18 protein-coding genes are annotated in these 20,759 nt (G+C 46.0%); 8 read left to right on the top strand and 10 right to left on the bottom strand.

What is annotated here, in order from left to right; genetic code table 11:
• Nucleotides 1-229: 229 nt before the first annotated feature.
• The 3 genes from napG to ACF8CV_RS08605 all read left to right on the top strand — a co-directional run bounded on the left by napG (nucleotide 230) and on the right by ACF8CV_RS08605 (nucleotide 3,239).
• Nucleotides 230-1,000, top strand: a complete 771-nt coding sequence (gene napG, locus ACF8CV_RS08615; protein WP_015313573.1) for a ferredoxin-type protein NapG — start codon at nucleotides 230-232, stop codon at nucleotides 998-1,000.
• Nucleotides 1,000-1,854 (top strand): quinol dehydrogenase ferredoxin subunit NapH, encoded by an 855-nt coding sequence (napH, locus tag ACF8CV_RS08610; protein WP_138938078.1) that lies wholly within the window; start codon nucleotides 1,000-1,002, stop codon nucleotides 1,852-1,854. The genes napG and napH overlap by 1 nt, the downstream gene beginning before the upstream one ends.
• 203 nt (nucleotides 1,855-2,057) lie before the next feature.
• Nucleotides 2,058-3,239 carry an MFS transporter gene (locus tag ACF8CV_RS08605; protein WP_138938077.1) on the top strand — a complete coding sequence of 394 codons (1,182 nt, stop codon included), beginning with the start codon at nucleotides 2,058-2,060 and terminating at the stop codon, nucleotides 3,237-3,239.
• A gap of 82 nt (nucleotides 3,240-3,321) precedes the next feature.
• On the opposite strand, the gene ACF8CV_RS08600 is transcribed toward ACF8CV_RS08605, so the two are convergent.
• The 9 genes from ACF8CV_RS08600 to deoD all read right to left on the bottom strand — a co-directional run bounded on the left by ACF8CV_RS08600 (nucleotide 3,322) and on the right by deoD (nucleotide 14,009).
• Nucleotides 3,322-4,161, bottom strand: a complete 840-nt coding sequence (locus ACF8CV_RS08600; RefSeq protein WP_138938076.1) for an energy-coupling factor transporter transmembrane protein EcfT — start codon at nucleotides 4,159-4,161, stop codon at nucleotides 3,322-3,324.
• Complete coding sequence (locus ACF8CV_RS08595) at nucleotides 4,158-5,897, bottom strand: ABC transporter ATP-binding protein (RefSeq protein WP_138938075.1); 1,740 nt, start codon at nucleotides 5,895-5,897, stop codon at nucleotides 4,158-4,160. The genes ACF8CV_RS08600 and ACF8CV_RS08595 overlap by 4 nt, the downstream gene beginning before the upstream one ends.
• Before the next feature lie 6 nt (nucleotides 5,898-5,903).
• Nucleotides 5,904-6,452: an ECF-type riboflavin transporter substrate-binding protein gene (locus ACF8CV_RS08590; protein ID WP_005375133.1), complete on the bottom strand. Its 549-nt coding sequence runs from the start codon at nucleotides 6,450-6,452 to the stop codon at nucleotides 5,904-5,906.
• A gap of 337 nt (nucleotides 6,453-6,789) precedes the next feature.
• Complete coding sequence (locus ACF8CV_RS08585) at nucleotides 6,790-7,920, bottom strand: HlyD family secretion protein (protein ID WP_005478401.1); 1,131 nt, start codon at nucleotides 7,918-7,920, stop codon at nucleotides 6,790-6,792.
• On the bottom strand, nucleotides 7,920-8,300 hold the full coding sequence (locus ACF8CV_RS08580; protein ID WP_005478107.1) for a DUF3302 domain-containing protein: 381 nt from the start codon (nucleotides 8,298-8,300) through the stop codon (nucleotides 7,920-7,922). The genes ACF8CV_RS08585 and ACF8CV_RS08580 overlap by 1 nt, the downstream gene beginning before the upstream one ends.
• 245 nt (nucleotides 8,301-8,545) lie before the next feature.
• Entirely contained in the window at nucleotides 8,546-10,129 is a 1,584-nt protein-coding gene (locus ACF8CV_RS08575) for a GGDEF domain-containing protein (RefSeq protein ID WP_005478159.1), read from the bottom strand.
• The gene (locus ACF8CV_RS08570; RefSeq protein ID WP_208871069.1) at nucleotides 10,113-11,597 is read right to left on the bottom strand and encodes a hypothetical protein; all 1,485 of its coding nucleotides are present in this window, start codon (nucleotides 11,595-11,597) and stop codon (nucleotides 10,113-10,115) included. The genes ACF8CV_RS08575 and ACF8CV_RS08570 overlap by 17 nt, the downstream gene beginning before the upstream one ends.
• A gap of 163 nt (nucleotides 11,598-11,760) precedes the next feature.
• Nucleotides 11,761-13,230, bottom strand: a complete 1,470-nt coding sequence (locus tag ACF8CV_RS08565) for a transposase (RefSeq protein ID WP_005462928.1) — start codon at nucleotides 13,228-13,230, stop codon at nucleotides 11,761-11,763.
• 68 nt (nucleotides 13,231-13,298) lie between these two features.
• Entirely contained in the window at nucleotides 13,299-14,009 is a 711-nt protein-coding gene (deoD, locus tag ACF8CV_RS08560; RefSeq protein ID WP_005462930.1) for a purine-nucleoside phosphorylase, read from the bottom strand.
• Nucleotides 14,010-14,407: 398 nt separating this feature from the next.
• On the opposite strand from deoD, the gene ACF8CV_RS08555 reads away from it, so the two are divergent.
• The 4 genes from ACF8CV_RS08555 to ACF8CV_RS08540 are packed head-to-tail and all read left to right on the top strand — an operon-like array spanning nucleotide 14,408 to nucleotide 18,518.
• A complete protein-coding gene (locus ACF8CV_RS08555; protein ID WP_020838168.1) occupies nucleotides 14,408-15,358 on the top strand; it encodes a DUF523 and DUF1722 domain-containing protein in 951 nt (316 codons plus the stop codon).
• On the top strand, nucleotides 15,348-16,160 hold the full coding sequence (locus ACF8CV_RS08550) for a MerR family transcriptional regulator (RefSeq protein ID WP_005462936.1): 813 nt from the start codon (nucleotides 15,348-15,350) through the stop codon (nucleotides 16,158-16,160). The genes ACF8CV_RS08555 and ACF8CV_RS08550 overlap by 11 nt, the downstream gene beginning before the upstream one ends.
• A gap of 9 nt (nucleotides 16,161-16,169) precedes the next feature.
• Nucleotides 16,170-17,585, top strand: coding sequence for a deoxyribodipyrimidine photo-lyase (gene phrB, locus ACF8CV_RS08545; protein WP_208871070.1), 1,416 nt, complete (start codon nucleotides 16,170-16,172; stop codon nucleotides 17,583-17,585).
• Nucleotides 17,586-17,591: 6 nt separating this feature from the next.
• Nucleotides 17,592-18,518 carry a L,D-transpeptidase family protein gene (locus ACF8CV_RS08540; protein ID WP_015313564.1) on the top strand — a complete coding sequence of 309 codons (927 nt, stop codon included), beginning with the start codon at nucleotides 17,592-17,594 and terminating at the stop codon, nucleotides 18,516-18,518.
• Nucleotides 18,519-18,544: 26 nt separating this feature from the next.
• On the opposite strand, the gene ACF8CV_RS08535 is transcribed toward ACF8CV_RS08540, so the two are convergent.
• Nucleotides 18,545-18,799 carry an Lpp/OprI family alanine-zipper lipoprotein gene (locus tag ACF8CV_RS08535; protein WP_005462467.1) on the bottom strand — a complete coding sequence of 85 codons (255 nt, stop codon included), beginning with the start codon at nucleotides 18,797-18,799 and terminating at the stop codon, nucleotides 18,545-18,547.
• Between the two features lie 552 nt (nucleotides 18,800-19,351).
• Here ACF8CV_RS08535 and ACF8CV_RS08530 point away from each other — a divergent pair.
• Nucleotides 19,352-20,698: a DEAD/DEAH box helicase gene (locus ACF8CV_RS08530; protein WP_208871071.1), complete on the top strand. Its 1,347-nt coding sequence runs from the start codon at nucleotides 19,352-19,354 to the stop codon at nucleotides 20,696-20,698.
• Nucleotides 20,699-20,759: the final 61 nt, after the last annotated feature.

Genomic DNA, 20,759 nt, shown 5'->3' with positions numbered 1-20,759 from the left:
TGCAAAGGTGTTGAATTATTGTACTGAAAATGGCGTGCACGGCAGAGTATCGTGGTGAATTTCATGTTGGAGGAAATAAATGGAATTATTCAAACTGTGACGGCGGCACTGTACATCAGTTGACTTGAATCAATTGAGGGTGGAGTTACCTCTTATGAGGTATGGGGAAGAGGTACGTTTAGCGCTATTCATGCTTAACTTGATAAAGGAGTTTCGTTGAGGAAATAGCATGAAATCCTCTCAGTCTAAAACATCGCAAAGTCGGCGCCGATTTTTGCGTGATACGGTCCGAACTGCGGCAGGCGTTGGCGCAGCGGCGTGTGTGTTGGGCTTACAATCGCTGCAAAGCCAAGCTCGAGAAACCAAAGGTGTGCCTATTCGCCCACCCGGTGCTTTGCCAGAAGGCGATTTCGAATCAGCCTGTATTCGATGTGGCTTGTGTGTTCAAGCATGCCCTTACGACACATTGAAACTCGCGACATTACTTTCTCCTGTAGCCACTGGTTCTCCTTACTTTACTGCGCGCGATATTCCCTGCGAAATGTGCGAAGACATTCCTTGTGTGGTGGCTTGCCCTAGTGGGGCGCTGGATCCGAAGTTAACCGATATTGATGATGCTCGAATGGGCACAGCGGTTCTTATTGACCATGAAACTTGCCTTAACTGGCAAGGGCTGCGATGCGACGTTTGTTATCGCGTTTGTCCGCTGATTGATGAAGCCATCACATTAGAGATGGTTCACAACGACCGAACTGGCTATCACGCCAAACTTATCCCTACAGTGAATTCAGAAGTGTGTACTGGGTGCGGTAAGTGCGAACAAGCGTGCGTGTTGGATGTCGCTGCTATTAAAGTTGTCCCGACGGATTTGGCGAAAGGCAAAGTGGGCAGCCATTACAATTTTGGTTGGAAAGAGATCGACAAACCACTCGAAAATATCCTCCCCAGTGAGACGCCTGTACCGGAAGGTGCGCTTGAATCGCTAAAAGGAGGTAAGTAATGGCAAAGAACTTAGCTCAAAATGCTGGCAAAGAGGCGATTGAAAAGCTTGGTTGGTGGCGCGCGCATCGGTTTCTGGTTTTACGTCGGCTATGTCAGCTCACCATCATTGCGCTGTTTATGGCTGGGCCGACATTAGGGGTTCTAACCGGTAACCTCTCATCGAGTATGTTGCTCGATACGGTCCCTTTAAGTGACCCGTTAATAGTGCTTCAAGCTTTGGCGACAGGCCATATTCCGGAGTTCAATGCGTTGTTAGGCGTAGTGATTGTCGTGCTGTTCTACGCGATGTTAGCGCCGCGCGCATTTTGTGCTTGGGTATGCCCGTTGAACATCGTGACGGACTTAGCGGCGTGGCTGCGCCGAAAGTTCAACATTAAAGCGAGCTATCGTTGGTCTCCTGCGATTCGCTATTGGCTGATCCCTGTTTTGATGTTGGGCAGTGCGCTGTCTGGCGCGATTCTTTGGACATGGTTAGATCCAGTGGCGGCACTGCATCGCGGATTGGTGTTTGGTATGGGCGCAGGTTGGGTGCTGATCGCACTGGTGTTCGTACTGGATTTACTCTTAGTTGAGCATGGGTGGTGTGGGCACTTATGTCCACTGGGTGCAACTTATGGCGTGATAGGCCGAAAAAGCCTGTTGCGTGTTACCGCTGTCCGCCGCGAAGATTGCACGAAATGCATGGATTGCTTTTACGTTTGCCCAGAGCCAGAAGTGCTTCGGCAGCCTTTGAAAGAGGGAGATCGTCGAGTTATGGATCAAAACTGCATAAGTTGTGGCCGTTGTTTGGATGTTTGTCCAGAGCATGTGTTTGAGTTCAAAAATCGCCTTAATGTGAAAAACATCGACTAAGTCGATAAGTCACTCATCAAACTTTTTCTTGCCTTTTACACATCGCGCTCACTTTCATCATTGGGCGCGATGTTTTCTGTATTGGTCATATCCTCAGTGCACTTAGAATCGCAACAGTGCGTATGTGACCATAAATAATAATGATATTGCGAATTTGTTACATTTAAAGCTATGATGATGACTTCATATCTAAAGGATGCATCATGAATACCTCTTCTCACGGCTGGAGAACGCCGCAAAATTTCCTTCTGTTGATCTCGATTATTGTGCCCATTGCCTTTTCTACCTGGATGGCTTTGCTGAATAACTTTGTTATTGAAAAAGCGAACTTTGATGGGGCGGACATTGGCTTATTACAAAGCGTGCGTGAGATACCGGGCTTTTTAGCCTTTACCGCCGTGTTTGTGTTGTGGTTTATCCGCGAACAACGATTCATGTTGGTGTCTTTAGCGATGCTAACACTTGGTACAGCATTAACAGGTTACTTTCCCACTTTGTACGGTTTACTTTTTACGACCTTGTTGATGTCCACTGGTTTTCACTACTTTGAAACATTGAAGCAGTCCCTGTCTTTGCAATGGCTATCGAAAGAAGAAGCGCCAGAAATGCTAGGCAAGTTTATCTCGGTCGGCGCTCTGGCTTCTCTGTTTACCTACGGCGCGATTTGGATTTTGTTAGAGCAGCTTAAATTTGATTTCAAAACCGTATATTTGCTGGCGGGTGGCGTTGGCTTTGTGTTGATCATCGTGATGGCGCTGGCGTTTCCTCAGTTCAAAACGGCTGTGCCACAAAATAAGAAACTCGTACTGCGTAAACGCTACTGGTTGTATTACGCGCTCACTTTTATGAGTGGTGCGCGTCGACAGATTTTCACTGTATTTGCGGGCTTCCTGATGGTAGAGAAGTTTGGCTACTCTGCCGCAGACATTACCTTACTGTTTTTGATCAACTACCTGTTTAACTTTTTATTTGCCAAGCGCATTGGCCGTTTTATCGGTGTTGTCGGTGAGCGTAAGGCATTAACGTTTGAATACGTCGGTTTGATTTTCGTCTTTGTGGGATATGGTCTGGTGCAAACGGCGGAATGGGCTGCGGCGCTGTATGTTATCGACCACTTGTTCTTTGCGCTTGCCTTGGCGATTAAAACGTACTTCCAGAAGATTGCTGATCCGGCCGATATGGCATCGACCGCTGGCGTTGCGTTTACCATCAACCACATCGCAGCGGTGGTGATTCCCGTTACATTCGGGATGATTTGGTTGGTGTCGCCTTCTAGCGTTTTCTACATCGGAGCGGGTATGGCCGCCGTTAGCTTGTTGTTGTCACTCAATATTCCAGCGAAGCCGGAAGAGGGGAACGAAACACGATTGTTAAGGTGGAGTTAGTGCTCACTACTCAAAAGACTAAGCCATAATCTGGATAGAAAAATGGGATGCATCGGCATCCCATTTTTATGATTATCTCGCGTTAAAACGGATACCAGAACAGTTGCGTGTCCAGAACACGCTTGCTGATAGCAGCAATCACTATCGCCGCAATCCCCGCCATGCAGATCATATCGGCTTTGGTCAGGGGTTTTAGGCTGTACCAAGTGCGAGATGAGTGACGACCAAACCCACGTAGCGTCATCGCGTTTGAGATTTGGTCGGCTCTGTCCAAACTAGAGAAAATCAGAGGGCCAAGAATCTTCGCCACGTTCTTCATACGAGTGAACAACGGAGCCTTCTTACTCAGTTCTACTCCGCGTGCTTGTTGCGAGTGCATGATGTTAACAAAGTCCTTTTTCACTTCCGGCAAGTAGCGCAGCGTTAAGCTCACGGCATAGGCGATTTTGTAAGGCACACCTAAGCGGTTCAAGCTGGCTGAAAACTCCGTCGGGTGAGTGGTAAATACAAACACCAACGCGATTGGGAACATGCTGAAGTATTTCAACGTCACTGTTACTAAGTAAAACAACGTCTCTTGAGTGAGCGAGTAATTACCGGGTAACGAGAGTAAAACCGTTGATGATCCCATGAACTCAGTACCTTGTTGTGGCGCTAACGCGAACATAAACAGGGCATTGATCAGCAATACCGTGCCTGTACCCAGTAAAAGCGGTTTGTAGACATGAAATGGCACTTTGGTCATTTTCAGTAAGCCTAAACCAAGCACGATCAACAGAGTGATGATTCGCAAGTCAAATGTGGTCAACACCACCGTCACCCAAGCAATGAAAAGCAAGAACTTAGTAATGCCATTCAACTTGTGAAGTGGCGATTGGGTATCGATGTAGTTGATACCAAACTTCATCTTATTGTCTTTCATGCCACTGCTTTCTCTGGTTGGTTTACTTCGCTGCTTTTTTGTTGGCGGTGCGCTTTTTCTACATTGATAAAATGCTGCATAAAGCCATTGGTGTCTTCGATACCAACTTTCGTAGCCAAATCAAACAGACTTGTTGTGGTGAGGTTTGCTTGGTCTAGTAGCTCTGGACTGCTGAATACCTGCGTCATTGGTGCATCCGCGACTAATTTACTGTCTGCAATCACGATAGAGCGCGTAGTGTATTCCAGCACTAAATGCATGTCATGAGAGATGATCATCACGGTTACGCCCAACTCGCGATTGAGCTTTTCGATGAAACTCAGCATAGATGTGTAGTTCCGGTAGTCCTGACCTGCCGTCGGTTCATCAAGGATCAGAAGCTCTGGTTCCAAGACCAAAATTGACGCAATGGTTACGCGCTTTTTCTGGCCGTAGCTCAATGCTTCGATTGGCCAGTGACGGTATTTGCTCAAACCGCACAGCTCAAGGACTTCAAGTACTTTAGCTTCGATTTGTTTCTCTTCAACGCCACGATTACGGAGGCCGAAGGCCACTTCGTCGAAAATCATGTGATGGGAAATCATGTGGTTCGGGTTTTGCATCACCACGCCCACTTTCTGGCTGCGCTCGAAAATGGTCAGTTCGTTTAGATCTTGACCATTCATGCTCATTGAGCCGCTATCCGCTTCAATAACGCCCATAATCAGTTTGGTGATGGTCGATTTACCCGAGCCATTTTTGCCAAGTACAGAGACAAACTCGCCACGCTTGATGTCAAAACTCACGTCTTCTAGCGCGTTTTTCTCACCGTCGTAAGAATAGGTGAGGCCACGGACTTCAAGCAAAGTCTCGGCTGGCGTTTTAGGTGGTTGTACTGTTGAACCATCAAACCATGCTTGTACTGCTGGTTTATATTGCTCCAACGGTAAGGTAGTTAAGCTAGAAGGTTTTGCATCGCCCTCAATCGCGCAGCCTGCTTCTTTCAGAGCCGAAATATAAAGCGGTTCGCGGATGCCGTAATCTTCTAGCAGAGGCGACGCTAAAATTTCATCTGGCGTTGTATCGGCAATGATTTCGCCGCTTTCCATCAAGATAATACGGTCAACTGAGCGATGCAGAACGTCCTCAAGACGATGCTCAATGATTACGATGGTTTTGCCCGTTTCGCGGTGTAGATCATCGATGATCTCGATGGTTTTTTTACCCGTTTTAGGGTCAAGCGCAGCTAGTGGTTCATCAAACAAAAGGATATCGACGTCATCGACGAGAATGCCCGCCAAAGAAACACGCTGTTTCTGCCCGCCAGATAGATCGTGGGGAGAGCGATCTAACATCTGTTCCAAGTCGACCATTTTGGCCGTGGCTTTGACCAATGGGTACATGTCGATGTTAGAAGTTAGCTGGTTTTCCAGCGCAAATGCGATGTCTTCGCCAATGCTCAAGCCGACAAATTGGCTGTCCGTATCTTGCAGTACGGTGCCAACTTGCTCAGTGTATTGGTGCATGTCGAAAGGGGCGGTGTCTTGACCATTGATGGTCAATGTTCCACTGGTTTCCCCTTTGATTGCGTGTGGGATCAGTCCGTTAAGACATTGCCCAAGGGTAGATTTACCACTACCACTTGGACCAATAATGACGATTTTCTCTCCTTTCTCTATCCTTAGATTGATATTTTTTAGCGTCGGTTTGTCCAGCGACTCATATCTAAAAGAGAAGTTAGAAAATTCGATTGTCATTCGACATTAAGCCTCTGTTAAGTTACGGCTTTGCTTGTTACGTTTAGCGACAGACTTAAGAATGAAGAAGCCAACAATAGCAATAAGAATGGTGTTACCGATCGCGATAATAGAAAGCTGGGTAAACACTTTAGTAAACGGTTCTGCGTACAAAATCGTGTCGAGGAATGCAGAGCAACCGTAACCAAATACGTTGCCTAATAGTGCAAGTACCACGAATAACGCGAAGTCTTTCATATTGAAATCACCTTTCTCCAAACGGTAGCGCGTTAGAGAAGGGAATAGACCGATAATCAAACCAACAATACCTGAACCAAGTACCCAAGTGAGCCATACGCCCCAACCTGCAAATAGGTCGGTGACCCAGTGGCCAATAAAACCAACCAAAAAGCCAACAAGTGGGCCAAATAGTACTGAGAACAATGCTAATACTGCCATTGCTGGTTTTAGCGTTGTGTTTGCAAACACAGGGATGCCAAACATAGGTAAGCCACCGATGCCGTAAAGAGCAGCACCAATTGCAATAACCACAACGGTTTTAGCAGAAAGATTCATAGATAACCTCAGTTCAATTGTCGATTTTAAAGAACGTTCATTTATATTGTTGGAAAGCATTGGTTATTTGATTGTGTAACATATATCCAAAACAACCAAACTGCTTATTGTTTGCTCTATTTTTCTTCAGGAAATGTGTGATTTGATTCACGTATCCCTTTGACTGGCTTTGTTTTTTAGCAAGCATTAAAAATAAGGCGCGCATTATACAGAATATTGATAAAAGTGGGAATGCTATCTGTCTGGATGGCTAGAATGAAATCGGAGGCTGATTGTCAGCCCCCGATTACACTTTTTGATGCTATTTTCATCGATAAATGAATGAGCTAGCAGTTCATTAATGGTCTAGGTACAAATAGTTCTGCCAGCTCTTCATGCGAATAAGCACTTTGCGCATTACTGATACGTGAGTAAAGCTGTCTGAGTAAACTGCGACTTCAACCGCAGTACCCATTGGCAGGTGGTATTCGCTCAAATCGTCCGTGATTTTTAGCTTCGCAAATACACGTCCGCTCGTGCGCAAGGCATCGGTACCAAGTAGAGCACCTCTGGCTTGAATTTGACTTTCACCAATGGCCGGAATCACGTCAATGACTTCGCCACGGAACACTTTGCCCGGAATTGCGCGGAACATAAATTCAGCTTCAAAGCCCGGCTTCAAACGTTGTAGCGAGTTTTGTCTGAACGCAGCGGTGTACGTAATGTCTTCGGTATGCACGAAGGTCATTGCAGGAGCAAGCGGTAACGGCACAGCCATCACACCAGGACGCAAAGCCAATTGCGTAACGTAACCATCGGTTGGTGCACGAACGATAGTTTGTTCTAGGTTAAACTCTGCTTTACGCAGCTCTGCGAGAAGTTGCGCGACTTGAGTGTTTTCACCACCAATTTCAGAGTCCAGAGCGATTTGCGCTTGTTCTTGTTGCAAAATCGCAACGTCTAGCATGGCTTCTGCCGCTTTATACGCTTGGCGTCGAGTATCTAAATCTTGTTCAGTAAACGCGCCGCGATCAAAGCCTCTTTGATATCGGCTAAACTCTCTTTGCGCTTTATCTCTATCTGCTTGTGCTTTTAAAACCGCAGCTTCTGCTTCTCTTAGATCAGACTCTAAACCCAACGCGCCTTGGCTTGCTTCTTTGACTTTCGCTTCAAGGCGAGCGACTTCCGCTTCAAAAGGCACAGGGTCGATTTTAAAAAGAATATCGCCGGTTTTGAGCGGTTGGTTCGCTTGAACTGGCACTTCCACAACGCGGCCACGTACACCAGAGACGATAGGCGTAGTTGGGAACACTTGGTTACCTAACTGAGTAAATGGGTGGTTGTAGTTCATAAGTAGCACAAGTGTGCCCACCAACACTACGCCACCAAGTACAGCTGTCGGGACCGTCCATTTGTTTAGAGGAATATTGAAGATTTTAAAAATGGCGATACAAAGAGCTGCGTAAGTCAGAATCAGCAATAAATCCATTATTCGTCCTCTTTACTTTGTTCAGTCAAAGGCTTTTGCTGAATCTTTTGTTGTTTCAACATCGATACTTCGTTTTTGAGTTCGTTGACTTCGTCGATGAGTTCTTCAAGACGGTGATGAATGTCGTGTGTTTCTTGCTCAAGTTGTTTGAAACCCCAACCACGCTCTTTGCGCCACAATGTTGCCCATATCCAAAGGAATGGCCAAAGCGCGTGCAGTGTGAACAGGCTGACCCAACCTGCGTAGTGAATTGCGTCTTGGTGCGGGTGTTCACGCTCTTTAGCAATTTCATACGGGATGTCATGGATAACAATGATTCCGTAGAAGATAACTAAAGCAACGAAGATGAGTAACCCAAGTGCAAAATAGTCTAGAAACATCTTACTTACCTGTGCTTGTTGCGAATTGGAAAAACTTACGTAAATTAACGGTTTAAGTATTTGTCTTAACTATAGATGAATCAAGCGCTTTTTATGTGCGAATTATGTTTATGCGATATCAGTACGTACTGATAGTTGTAGGCAAGTTTGGCGAGATTGAGTACAGATTTAAACAAAAAGTGAATAGATTCGGGTAGGGCTGATAAAAAGCATGATAAAGCCCCAGATTTCAACTGGGGCGTGGCTTAAAGTTCGGTACAGACTTGGTTTCGGCCATTGGCTTTGGCACGATACAAGGCTTTGTCGGCGCGGTAGAAGGTGCGCTGAGTGTTTTCCCCTTCGCGATGGAGTGTAATACCGATGGAAACGGTTAGGCCGCGTTCGCCAAGAATGTCTCGCCATGCATATTTAAAAATACGTTCGCGGTAGTTTTCAGCGTGCATTTCTGCGCGTTCCAATTGGCTGTTCTCAAGAATTACAAGGAACTCTTCACCGCCAAATCGCACGCACGATGCACCTTTAAATTTGAAGTAGGCTGCCAGTTCCTGTGACACACTTTTGATCGCTTTGTCACCCACCAAATGGCTCAGTTCGTCATTGATGGATTTGAAGTGATCGATGTCGATGACCATCAATGCGAATGGAGTGTCGTGCAGCAACATGTCTTTCAGTTTTACCTCCAACCAGCGGCGGTTGTGCAACGAGGTAAGGGGATCGGTAAATACGTCTTGTTGTAACTGAGCTACGGTATTTTTGTGTTGTTTGGTCGTCTCTTTAAGCTCTTTGTTTTCAATCTCAGACAGAATGAGCTTTAACTGCAATTCAAAGCGAGACAATCGACGCAGTTGAGCCGCGCCCAATTCGCTGATTGGGATGTGTTTTATTAAGTCTGATTCAATACGAAAAGCGCGTTTCTCACAGCTTAAAGCTTGCTGAAACTGCCCTTGTGACGCACTGACTTTGCTCATTGCGTTGTAAAAACGTTTCGCCAGAATGGGCGAAGAATGCTTTTTAATTCGCTTCCCAATGGACTCCAACAGCAAATTAGCCAACGAAGTGTGGCCAACACCATTCAAGCAATAGGCCGTTTCAATTTTGACCATGGTTGAGAGCCAATAGGTGGTCGCACTTCCGGTGGTGTACTTAATGCTGGATATGGAAAGCAGCGCTTCGGAATACTCTTCTTGCAGACGATGCAATTTAGCGCGATACAAATGCGTTTGAGCGGCGAGGTTTTTGTCGCTTACTAGGATGCTGAGCTCTTCACATTCACCCAATAATTCGCTGGCTTCGGCCACGCGTTTTAGACTGATGTAACAGGCGAGCATATACAGTTTGTAACGCAAACGAAGTGAGCGACTGCTGATGGCATGATCAATCGCGTCGATCTTTTGGTAGTAACGTAGAGCACGGTTGTGATCGCCATAAGCATCGCATAAGTTGCCCATACCAATGATCGCTAAAACGTATTCGTCGATAAAACCGTATTCCACTGCGATGTTGGTGGAAGCGATGTACTCGGTGAGGGCAGAGTTGTAATCACCAACTTCAACTAAGCGTTCGCTTAAACTTGCTTTGACCGACAGTATATCTTCGACATCCTCAGGTAATGAGAGCAGCTCTAATGCTTGTCTAAGCTCTTCGATACTGTCACAAAGCTGTTTGATTTCGCGGCGGTATTCTGCGCTGATAATTAGGCAATGTGCTTTTTCACGGCTGGTGGACGCAATGTGTCGACCGATATGTTCCCAAAGCGTGATGGCTTCTTCCCCAGAAACAGAAGAAGGATCGATGCCTGCGTCAGTGACTTTGCTAAGCAGTAGTTCCATTCTTCATTACCTCAATATAGCTTTCTTCCAACTGCTCTAAAGTAAATGGGAAAGTCAGGATGTCTTGTAAATACAATGTCGGTTTTGGCCCTTTGAGGCCACGTCGTTCCCATGGATAAATGTCTAACATGGCATGCACGGTTCGGTAGAGCTCTTCTGCGGCTTGATCTTTTTCGGCAATCAACATAGCGAGTCGATCGCTAGATAGGCGTGAAATGAGATCGCTTGGCGTCGTTAATGAGTGAACCAGTTCAGTGCACGCATCGAGAAACGCAGGATTGGAGTGGCGAATCATGATCACCGCATGGTTAGAGCGTTTAAGCTCAGTCTTAAATAGAACCAGTTGTTCCCACCAGTACGTTTCGGAAACGACGTTAGAAAACTGCTTTTCGGGATCGTATTCATGTTGAGAGCGAATACGATTGATGAGCTTGCGAGCACGTTGTTCTAGCTGGCGTTTTGAGCCGCGCGCTTTATCCATGCTGACCCGATTGGTCTGCTCTTTGAGCATTTTCAGTGCATGTTTTCGGTATTTTTTAAACGCATTAAATGCCGCTTCGAAATCGCCTTGCTCTTCAGCAACGCGAGATTGCTGAAAACAGATCTGACTTAGCAGTTCGCCGTTGTCGAAATTAAGCGCGGATTCTTCTGCGGCAAGCAACAACTCGGCTGCGCTGTCCGTGTTTTTACGCAGTAGCTCTAGTCTTGCTCGACTGATGAAAGAGTGTGCTTTCATCCACGTTAGATCGTGCTCAATGGCCAGTTTGTGCGCTTTTTGGGTTGCTTCTTCCGCAGCGTCTAGGCGTTCTAAGCCAAGGAGTGCCAAGCCTTTAAAGTCCCAAATTTCGGCTTGCCAAGTGCTGTCTTCATGGTCTTTGAGCACTTCTGTTGCGCCATCAAGTACCGTTAGCATCTCAATAAAGTTGTTGAGGAGGTAGTAGTCCCAAGCAAGCAGAATGCGAGCTTTACCTTCTAACCATGCAATTCGGACGTTGTTTGCCACTTTAACTGCAAGCTCATGAGTCGATGCGGCAAGTTTGTGTTCGTTGGTGATGCGCCAAACATTGCCAAGACCAATCAGGGATTCAATCTGAATCTCAATATCATCGACCAAAGCCGATTGCTCCAAGGCATTAATCCAATATTGCTGCGCCGAGTAATATTTGGCTTGTCCCCAGTATTGAAGGGCGAAGATATGCAGAATTTCTGGAAGGTGATCGTCAGTGTCCAGTTGGATTTGCTTATTGTAGGCGTCTTTGATGAATTTCAGCCCTTGGCGATATTCCATCAAACACCAACAACTGTGCGCCATGACGAGTAACGCTTTGATTTCACCGTCAATAAACAGTATTTGTTCCGCGCGAAGGCGGCACTGCTCGGCGAGGCGAAGAGTGCGTTCAGGGTGCGTTTTCACTTGCCCTTTGAGTGAGTTAAGCTCGTCTTCTAGCTGAATTTGGGTTTTATCCAACGTTCACATCCATGACTATCGAACTGGAATTTACACCTAAATAATAAGTGGTTAGATGCGTACTTCATTACGAGTGCAGCATGAAAGCCACATCATAAAATATCAGGTGCCGTAATGTATACCGTCACTGCCCCTAATTACCACATCTAAATGAGTTAAATAGTTACGATAGGAGCTGCTTAATGGTTAGAGGTGCGTCAGTGACTTCTAGCCTTTGTGCGGCAGTAAGACCTTGTTTGTCCTGATAGCACAAATTATGCCAAGCTCTGAATATATCTAAAAGAGGTAAAATTCCGGCAGGTCGCAATTTGCGACGTGGCTCGTTAATGAAACTTTCGAACAACAGCTGGAAGCGATTTTGATAGAACTGCACATGGCGAGTTGTTGCAACGTTAAACCACTTTTCTGGTTCATTTTTATCGCCAGCAAGGTAGCAAATGCCTTTGTGGCTTTCGCCTTGACTGGAGATCGCCCAGCGATCGCGCCACCAACTCATGTAGGCAATATCCACTTTGCCAAACGGAGCAGTCATGTCCCAGCCAGCGTCTTCTTCTACATACATCAGATCGACGTTTTTCTCTTGAATACGAGACAAACAAACGCTCAACGCTGCGGAGCGGAGCAGGGGATCTTGTGGCATGTAAATCGAAACCCGCTTGTTAGGGCAACACATATCAAGTACATGCAAATAGTGCGCGTACGAGGTGTAAGGAGGACGAACTAACGCGCCTTTCGATGGGTAATGAAATACCGATAAGTTACCGAGCGGATCTTCGACGTTACCACGAGCCAAAATCGTTTGGTATTTTTGGTCAATACGCTCTCTAAGGTGATTAGAAGGTTCCGCTGGTGGCTCACTTGCTTCCGCTGTGTACTCTTGAGAGACAAAACGAGAAACTTCGTCGTACGGGTTGTGATCCAGCGTCGCGATAGGTTCTTCATCCGAAGAGTAGTTCACGTGTTGGCAAAGAATGTAGCCCGAGTGCGCTTCACCAGACACAATCCAGTACACTCCATTATTGCTGTGTGGCTGCAAGGCAATGTAGCTGGAAGCCAACTCGTAGTGACTGGCGTGATTAACCCAACGAGCATCAATGGTCGCGAGCTTACGACGACAACGACTGGCGATGTGGTCAACGTGATCATAAAACGTTTTTGGGTTGATGCTGAGTTTGCGGCAAATTTCGCGCACGGAATAACCGGTGAACAAAAGGCCCATCAGGTTTTCTTGAAACTGCAGCTTTTTATTGGCGCCAGACCATTTATCGACAAAAGTGCTTTGGCACGCTTTACAACGGTAACGTTGACGGTCGCCACTGTAACCGAAAGCGTGATAGAGGTGTTTATGAGTGTGGACAGAGAGTCCGAAGTTGTCACACGCGTCGTTGCGACAAGCAGGTAACCCGTCACTGTGGACGTGTCGGAGGCGATGAAGTTCGTTCACGACATCGCGGTTGTTAAGTAAGGGGGGGAAAGCTCCACATTCACGGCATACCATCGCCGGACGCTTAGGGTTCGCATGTTGCAGAACGTAACGCTTTGCATCACTCAATCCAAAGTTGTCACACGCCAATGTTTTACAAAAGTTGAGTTGTAACCCATCTGCGTCTTTTGGCAGTTCGCCGTTAGACACAATCGCCCCCTCGGGATAATTCGGGCAGCCAGTCAGGCACTGGCTGCAAATTATTACTTAATAACTTCTTAGATGTTGATTGCTGTTTCAAGTGCAACTTTCATCATGTCGTTGAACGACTTTTGGCGCTCTTCTGAGCTTAGTTTTTCGCCACGGATGATGTGGTCAGAAACCGTTAGGATAGTTAGAGCTTTCGCGCCTAGGTCTGCAGCTACGCCGTAGATACCTGCCGCTTCCATGTCTACACCTAGGATGCCTAGTTTTTCCATCTTCTCGAAGATGTCTGCTTCTGGTGTGTAGAACAGGTCTGCAGAGAATACGTTACCTACTTTCACTGGCACTTCTTGAGCGCGAGCTTGCTTAACCGCTTCTTCTAGAAGGCTGAAGTCAGCGATTGCAGCGAAATCGTGGTTGTTGAAACGGATACGGTTAACTTTTGAGTCTGTAGAAGCACCCATACCGATAACAACGTCCATTAGGTTAACGTCGTCACGTACCGCGCCACAGCTACCTACACGGATAACGTTTTTCACGCCGTATTCAGCGATTAGCTCGTGTACGTAGATACAGCATGAAGGGATACCCATACCGTGACCCATTACAGACACTTTTTTACCTTTGTAAGTGCCAGTAAAGCCGAACATGTTGCGAACGTCACAAACTTGCTTCACATCTTCAAGGAAAGTTTCTGCAATGTATTTAGCACGCAAAGGGTCGCCTGGCATTAGAACTGTTTCAGCGAAATCACCTGGTTGTGCGTTGATGTGTGGGGTTGCCATAAGTGCTCTCCAAAGTTTTGTTCTGATAAAACGCATCTATTATAGGATGCTATTACCAATTCTGTTGAACTTGTTCGTTTTCGTTGAGGCAATAATATCGGGACGTACAGTGAACCCTTGAGAGGTTAGTCACAAAAACCACCCTTTTCGAAACTAACCAAGCTGTTGATAACTAAATCTGTTGAAAGCAAAAAGGCAATCGATTTGCTTTTGAGCGATTTATTGATTGCGCACACAAAATAGCCAAAGAAAAAGATAAATATTTTTTAAATCGAGCTGATCGAAATCGCGGAGGAGTAAGTAAAACGATTAAATTGTACAACTAATTTTCTTGTACAATTTAGGGTGGCTTGCTATAAGTTATACAACTAAACTTTTTGTATAGGGGTGACGTTGCTATGGAATCTTCAATCAAAGTAGGTATCAGTTCTTGCGTGTTAGGTGAACGCGTGCGTTTCGATTCTGGTCATAAAGTCAGTAACTTTGTGACTAAAGAGCTTAGCAATTATTTTGACTTTGTTTCTGTATGCCCAGAAGTGGGGGTAGGCATGCCGGTGCCACGCCCGACGATTCGTTTAATCAGTAATGAAGAACGCATCGCGTTGGTTGAAACGAAAAATCCCGACAATGATCACACAGATAACATGTTGACTTACTCTGCAAATAAAGTGGACGAGCTTCAAAATGAGCAATTGTGTGGTTACATCGTTTGTGCCAAATCGCCAACATGCGGTATGGAACGCGTAAAAGTGTACAGCAAAAACAACGCCGCAAAAGAAGGGATTGGTCTTTACACGAAGACGTTGATGGAAAAAATGCCGTGGTTACCTGTCGAAGAAGATGGACGCCTAAATGATCCCGTTCTTAAAGAGAACTTCATTACTCGCATTTATTGTCTCAACGATTTTTATGAATCGATGGCAGGTGAGCCGACACGCGGTAAGATCATCGATTTCCATTCTCGTTATAAGCTAACGCTTATGGCGCATCATCCAGAGTCGTATCGATCTTTGGGGCGCTTAGTCGCAGATGTTGCCAACTATGAGATTGACGAGTTTTACCGAGAATATCGATTAGGTCTGATGACGGCGCTATCGAACCGTGCCAGTCGCAAAAACAACACGAATGTGTTGATGCATCTTCAAGGGTATTTCAAACGCTCTCTAAACAAAGATGAAAAAGAAGAACTCGCGACCGTGATTCAAGACTATCGTACTGGCACGCTGCCATTACTCGCGCCACTAACATTAATTAAACACTATCTAAATGCTTATCCAGATGAATATCTGCAAAAACAGAAGTTTTTAGAGCCACACCCGCAGGAGATGAGATTACGATATGGTTTGTAGTTCAGAAGAAAAACTATACGCAATTCGAGATGTTGCAGAGATTACGGGCGTTAAGCCTGTGACGCTGAGAGCTTGGCAAAGACGCTATAACCTAATCCAACCACAAAGAACGGAAAAAGGGCATCGCTTATATTGTCAGCAAGATCTCGATACGATTCGTGAAATTCAAGGTTGGTTATCCAAAGGCATTGCGATCGGCAAAGTGAAAGGATTGCTCGGCCAATCGGATGTAGAAATCAGTGCAGAAAACCATTCGCTTGAAGAAGTGGAAACCGTACTGTCTGCGTTGTCGCAACTCAATCGTGGCAAAACGGAAAGCGTCCTCTCATCGGTATTGAAAGAGTACCCGCTCAACTTAGTCGTAGATCAGTTTATCAATCCTGTGTTTGAAGCATTGGATTTGGTTAAGGGCTCGCTGCGCTCTTTGCAGATGGGATTGTTCCAAACCTGTTTAATCACGCGTTTGGCATTGGTGATCGATTCTGAAAACAAAGCATCTACTAAGGGGAAATGTCTGTTGATCAGCTTTGAACAAAGTCGAGATGCAGAAAGCTGGATTCAGGCGGCGAAGTTGTGTGAGCAAGGTTACCACATCACCTTGGTCGACAAGGTGGACGACGTTTCTGGCTTGGTGGGGCACGACGTGATTGAACGCTACCAGCGTGTTTATGTGTTCTCGAATAAGGCGCTACCTGCCAAGCAAGTGGAAGCATTCAAAGCGCTGTTAGCGCGGTATCCTGAGCAAGTGCAGTGTTCGGAAGTTATTGAGAAACTTCATCTTGCACAAACACAGATTCAGTAAGGAGACCACATGATTCTGGTTTGGTTTAGGCGTGATTTACGCACGTTAGACCACACGGCGTTAAAGGCGGCACGTGATACAGGGCAACCTGTTGTTGCTTGTTTTGTTGCAACGCCAGAACAGTGGCAAGAGCACCACATGGCGCCGATGCAGGCGGATTTAATCGCCAGGCGTCTTGAGCATGTTCATCAAGAGCTCACAGAGCTAAACATTCCTCTTCTATATAAAGAAGTTCCGCGTTTTGACGACTGTACACAAGTCATTTGCGATTGGGCGGATAAGCTCAACGCAACAGCGGTAATGGTCAACATCAATTATGAAGTGAATGAAGTTGAGTTGGATAGAAAGGTTGCTCAAGTACTGGATAATCGTGGGGTAGAGTTTCACGCCTTTCACGACAAATGCGTTCATGCGCCAACGACCGTACTCAACAAGCAAGGTGAGTATTTCAAAGTATTTACGCCATTCAAACGAGCATGGTTGCAAAAATTTTCCTTGCCAACGGTATCCAAGCCTCAGAAACAAAATGAACTGCCTAGTGAGCAGTTAGCAGCGGTAAAACAAGACGGTTTTGATGCCGATTTTACGTTCTCTTATCCGAGGGAATCGAGCGAAGCTTGGTGTGCATCGACCAACGATATTCTCAAGCAATTGAGGACGTTTGCACGTGAGCGTAGTGACGGTTACCAGATGAAGCGAGATTTCCCCGCTATCGATGGTACGAGTCAGCTCTCGCCTTATCTTGCCATCGGAGCATTGTCGCCAAGACAGTGCATCGCTAGGTTGTATGCTGAGAATCCACAACCGGATTTGTCAGAAGGCAAAGCAACGTGGCTGAGCGAGATCATTTGGCGCGAGTTCTACCAGCACTTATTGGTGTTTGAACCTAAACTTGTCAAAGGTCGTGGATTCATCGACTGGGAAGAAAAAATTCAATGGTCTTACGATGAGCAAGCTTTTGAATGTTGGAAAACGGGGACGACTGGATATCCAATTGTTGATGCGGCAATGCGTCAACTCAACCAAACTGGCTGGATGCACAACCGACTTCGCATGATTGTCGCGAGCTTTCTTACCAAGGATTTACATATCGACTGGCGCTGGGGCGAAGAATACTTTATGAGCAAGCTCGTCGACGGCGACTTTGCGGCAAATAATGGTGGGTGGCAGTGGTCGGCATCGACTGGCTGTGATGGCCAACCATACTTCCGTATCTTCAATCCAATAAGCCAAGGCGAGAAGTTCGATTCCGACGGTCAATTCGTGCGTCACTGGGTGCCAGAAATTAAGAGGGTGCCGAATAAGTTCGTCCATAAACCATGGACTTGGGAGGGATTTTCTTTACTGGAATATCACAAGCCGATGGTTGATCACAAGGTTGAAAGAGAGATAACCTTACGGCTCTTCAAAAGTGCCAAGGAATAGAGTGAAATGCTTAGCAAAAAGCGATCAATGAGTTTTGCAAAACGAACCCTGTTATCTGTCTCGTTATCATTAGTGAGTGGATTGTCATTCGCCAAAATGTACGAGTTACCAGAGGACGGCAGCCGTTTGATTGGTCGCCTCGAAAACCACGTCGTGCAAGAAGGCGAGACCATGGCAAACATCGCCAAGCATTATGACGTGGGTATGCTAGCGTTGATGGCAGCGAACAAAGGCGTTGATCCATTTCTTCCTCAAGAAGGGCGCGTGCTTACTATTCCATCTCAACTTATTCTTCCTGAAGTTCCTCACCAAGGCATCGTGATTAACTTGGCAGAGCTGCGTTTGTACTACTTCCCAGAGGGCGAAGATGTGGTGCATGTTTTCCCTGTTGGTATTGGCCGAATTGGGCGAGATACACCAGTGATGACAACCAGCATCAGCCAAAAACGTCCGAACCCAACATGGACGCCACCTGCGTCTATTCGTGCAGAATACAGAGCGAAAGGGGTGGATTTACCTGCGGTTGTGCCAGCAGGCCCCGACAACCCGCTTGGGTTGTTTGCACTTCGTCTAGCTTACGGAAATGGTGAGTACCTTATTCACGGTACCAACAAAGATTTCGGCATCGGAATGCGCGTGAGTGCCGGTTGCATTCGTATGGACCCAAGTGATATCGAATGGTTGTTCGACAAGGTTCGTCGTGGTGAAAAAGTAAACATCATCAATCAGCCAGTGAAAGTGTCACTAGAGCCGGATCGTAGTGTGTTTGTGGAAGCGCATGAACCGTTAACTCGCAGCAATGGCGAGAAAGAACATTTACAAGTTCCGAAAGAATTGGGTTGGTGGCTAAATGAATTTGGATTGACGAATGTGAAAGCGAAAGCCGTTATTGCCGCTCAGAATGGGGTCCCAGTAGAAATAACCGCGCCTTAACGGGCGTTAAAGCGCGGAACAACATCTTACTTAGTGTAAGACTGAGCGATGTTATCGATACGCTCGTTAGCACGTGCTGCTTCTTCTTGAGCAGCCATTGCTGCGTCACCTGATTTTTGAACGTCAGATTGAAGAGATTGTACGTCTTGGCTTAGTTGGCTAACTTGGTTGCTTAGTTCATCTAGTTTAGCTGCGTTTGCTGTTGCTGCGTCATCAGATGAAGCACAACCTGCTAGTAGAAGTACTGAAGTTGCTGCAGCTGCGATCAACGTTTTGTTCATATAAGAACTCCTTGCTTATAGTGAAAGTCTCGCCCTATAACTCTTTTTTTATACAGTAGCGAGGTTAAATGTGGTTACATTTTATCAGTACATGATGTAGCAAAAGTCAAAAAAATCCAAGAATTTCATGGAGTACCTGACGTTAACTTTTACCTGAGCCTAACAAAAGTAATTACTCATCCTTTCGATTGCTCCCACAACAGTCCACATAGCAGGTATTTTTGCCACGTTCCTGATATCAATAATTTAGACGATATTGACACAAATGAAAGTTTCTACCCCTAAATAACTGCAATCGGCTTAATTCTACGAAGTGAATTCGACACTTTTATGGGCGTGTTTTTTCTCGAATTCTAGCCAAGGTTTTCGCCAGTTACAGACGACGCTTCTTCTTCACTGGGTTGCAAATGATGTTTTGTTTTCATCCGTGGGAATTAGTTTGTGTGATCTCTATCTATACTCCTATGATTTGCGGTATTATACCGAGCTTTATTTTTTTGCTGCGTTAGAGCGGAAACGACATTACAGAGCGCTCAGACGCTGACTGATTTATTGGAGAATACTTTGCAATTTAAAGATCTAGGCCTAGACAACCGATTGTTGAAGAACCTAAAACACTACGATTTTAAAAAACCGACTGACATTCAAAAACAGGCTATTCCTGTTGCGATTGTAGGCAAGGATTTATTGGCATCTTCGAAAACGGGTTCGGGTAAGACTTTGGCGTTTGTATTGCCAATGCTTCACAAGTCACTGAAGACAAAATCGTTTTCAGCGAAAGATCCTCGTGCTGTGATTCTGGCTCCAACGCGTGAGTTGGCTAAACAAGTGTATGGCGAACTTCGCTCTATGCTGGCTGGTCTATCTTACGATGCAGCGTTGATTCTTGGTGGTGAGAACTTTAACGATCAAGTAAAAGCACTGCGTCGTTACCCGAAATTCATCGTGGCGACACCAGGACGTTTGGCTGACCACCTAGAGCACCGCTCTCTGTACCTTGACGGTTTGGAAACGCTGATTCTTGATGAAGCAGACCGTATGTTGGATTTGGGCTTTGCGCCTGAGCTACGTCGTATCCATAACGCGGCGAAACACCGTCGTCGTCAAACGTTGATGTTCTCAGCAACGTTGGACCACGCAGAAGTGAACGATATTGCTTCTGAAATGCTCAATGCGCCAAAACGTATCGCAGTTGGCGTATCTAACGAAGAACACAAAGACATCACGCAAAAATTCTACTTGTGTGATCACCTTGATCACAAAGAAGCGATTCTGGAACGCGTACTTTCTGAAGCGGAATACCGTCAAGTGATCATTTTTACGGCAACGCGTGACGATACCGAACGTCTAACCGCGAAGCTGAACGAGAAAAAACTGAAGGCAGTTGCACTGAGTGGTAACTTGAACCAGACGCAGCGTAACACCATCATGAGCCAGTTTGAGCGTGCGGTGTTTAAGATTCTGGTAACGACTGATGTCGCTTCTCGTGGATTGGATATTGCGACAGTGACTCACGTCATCAACTTCGATATGCCAAAGCATACAGAAGAATACGTGCACCGCGTTGGTCGTACTGGCCGTGCGGGTAACAAAGGTGATGCGATTTCTCTGGTTGGTCCAAAAGACTGGGATAGCTTCAAGCGTATCGAAACTTACCTACAGCAAGATCTTGCATTCTCAGTGTTTGAAGATTTGAAAGGTAAATTTAAAGGTCTGAAACCACCTAAGAAAGATTTCCGTAATAAGAAAGCGACGACGAAAAAAGCGCGTCCTCAAGCGAAGAAAGTGGCGAAGCAACCAGCTAAACGCGACAAGAGCTTCTACAAAAACGTATCGGTGGGTGATGACGTGTTCATCCCTAAGAAAAAGCCTGCGGCACCAAGCTCTGAAGAGTCATGATCGCCTCAGTTCTAAACTGATTCTAATGCATATAAAATCCGAGTGTTCGCACTCGGATTTT

This window comes from Vibrio sp. zbq_1, assembly GCF_043102935.1.
GTDB lineage: Bacteria > Pseudomonadota > Gammaproteobacteria > Enterobacterales > Vibrionaceae > Vibrio > Vibrio parahaemolyticus.
The sequence above is the reverse complement of the archived record's forward strand: the minus strand, read 5'-3'. Positions and strand labels throughout refer to the sequence as shown.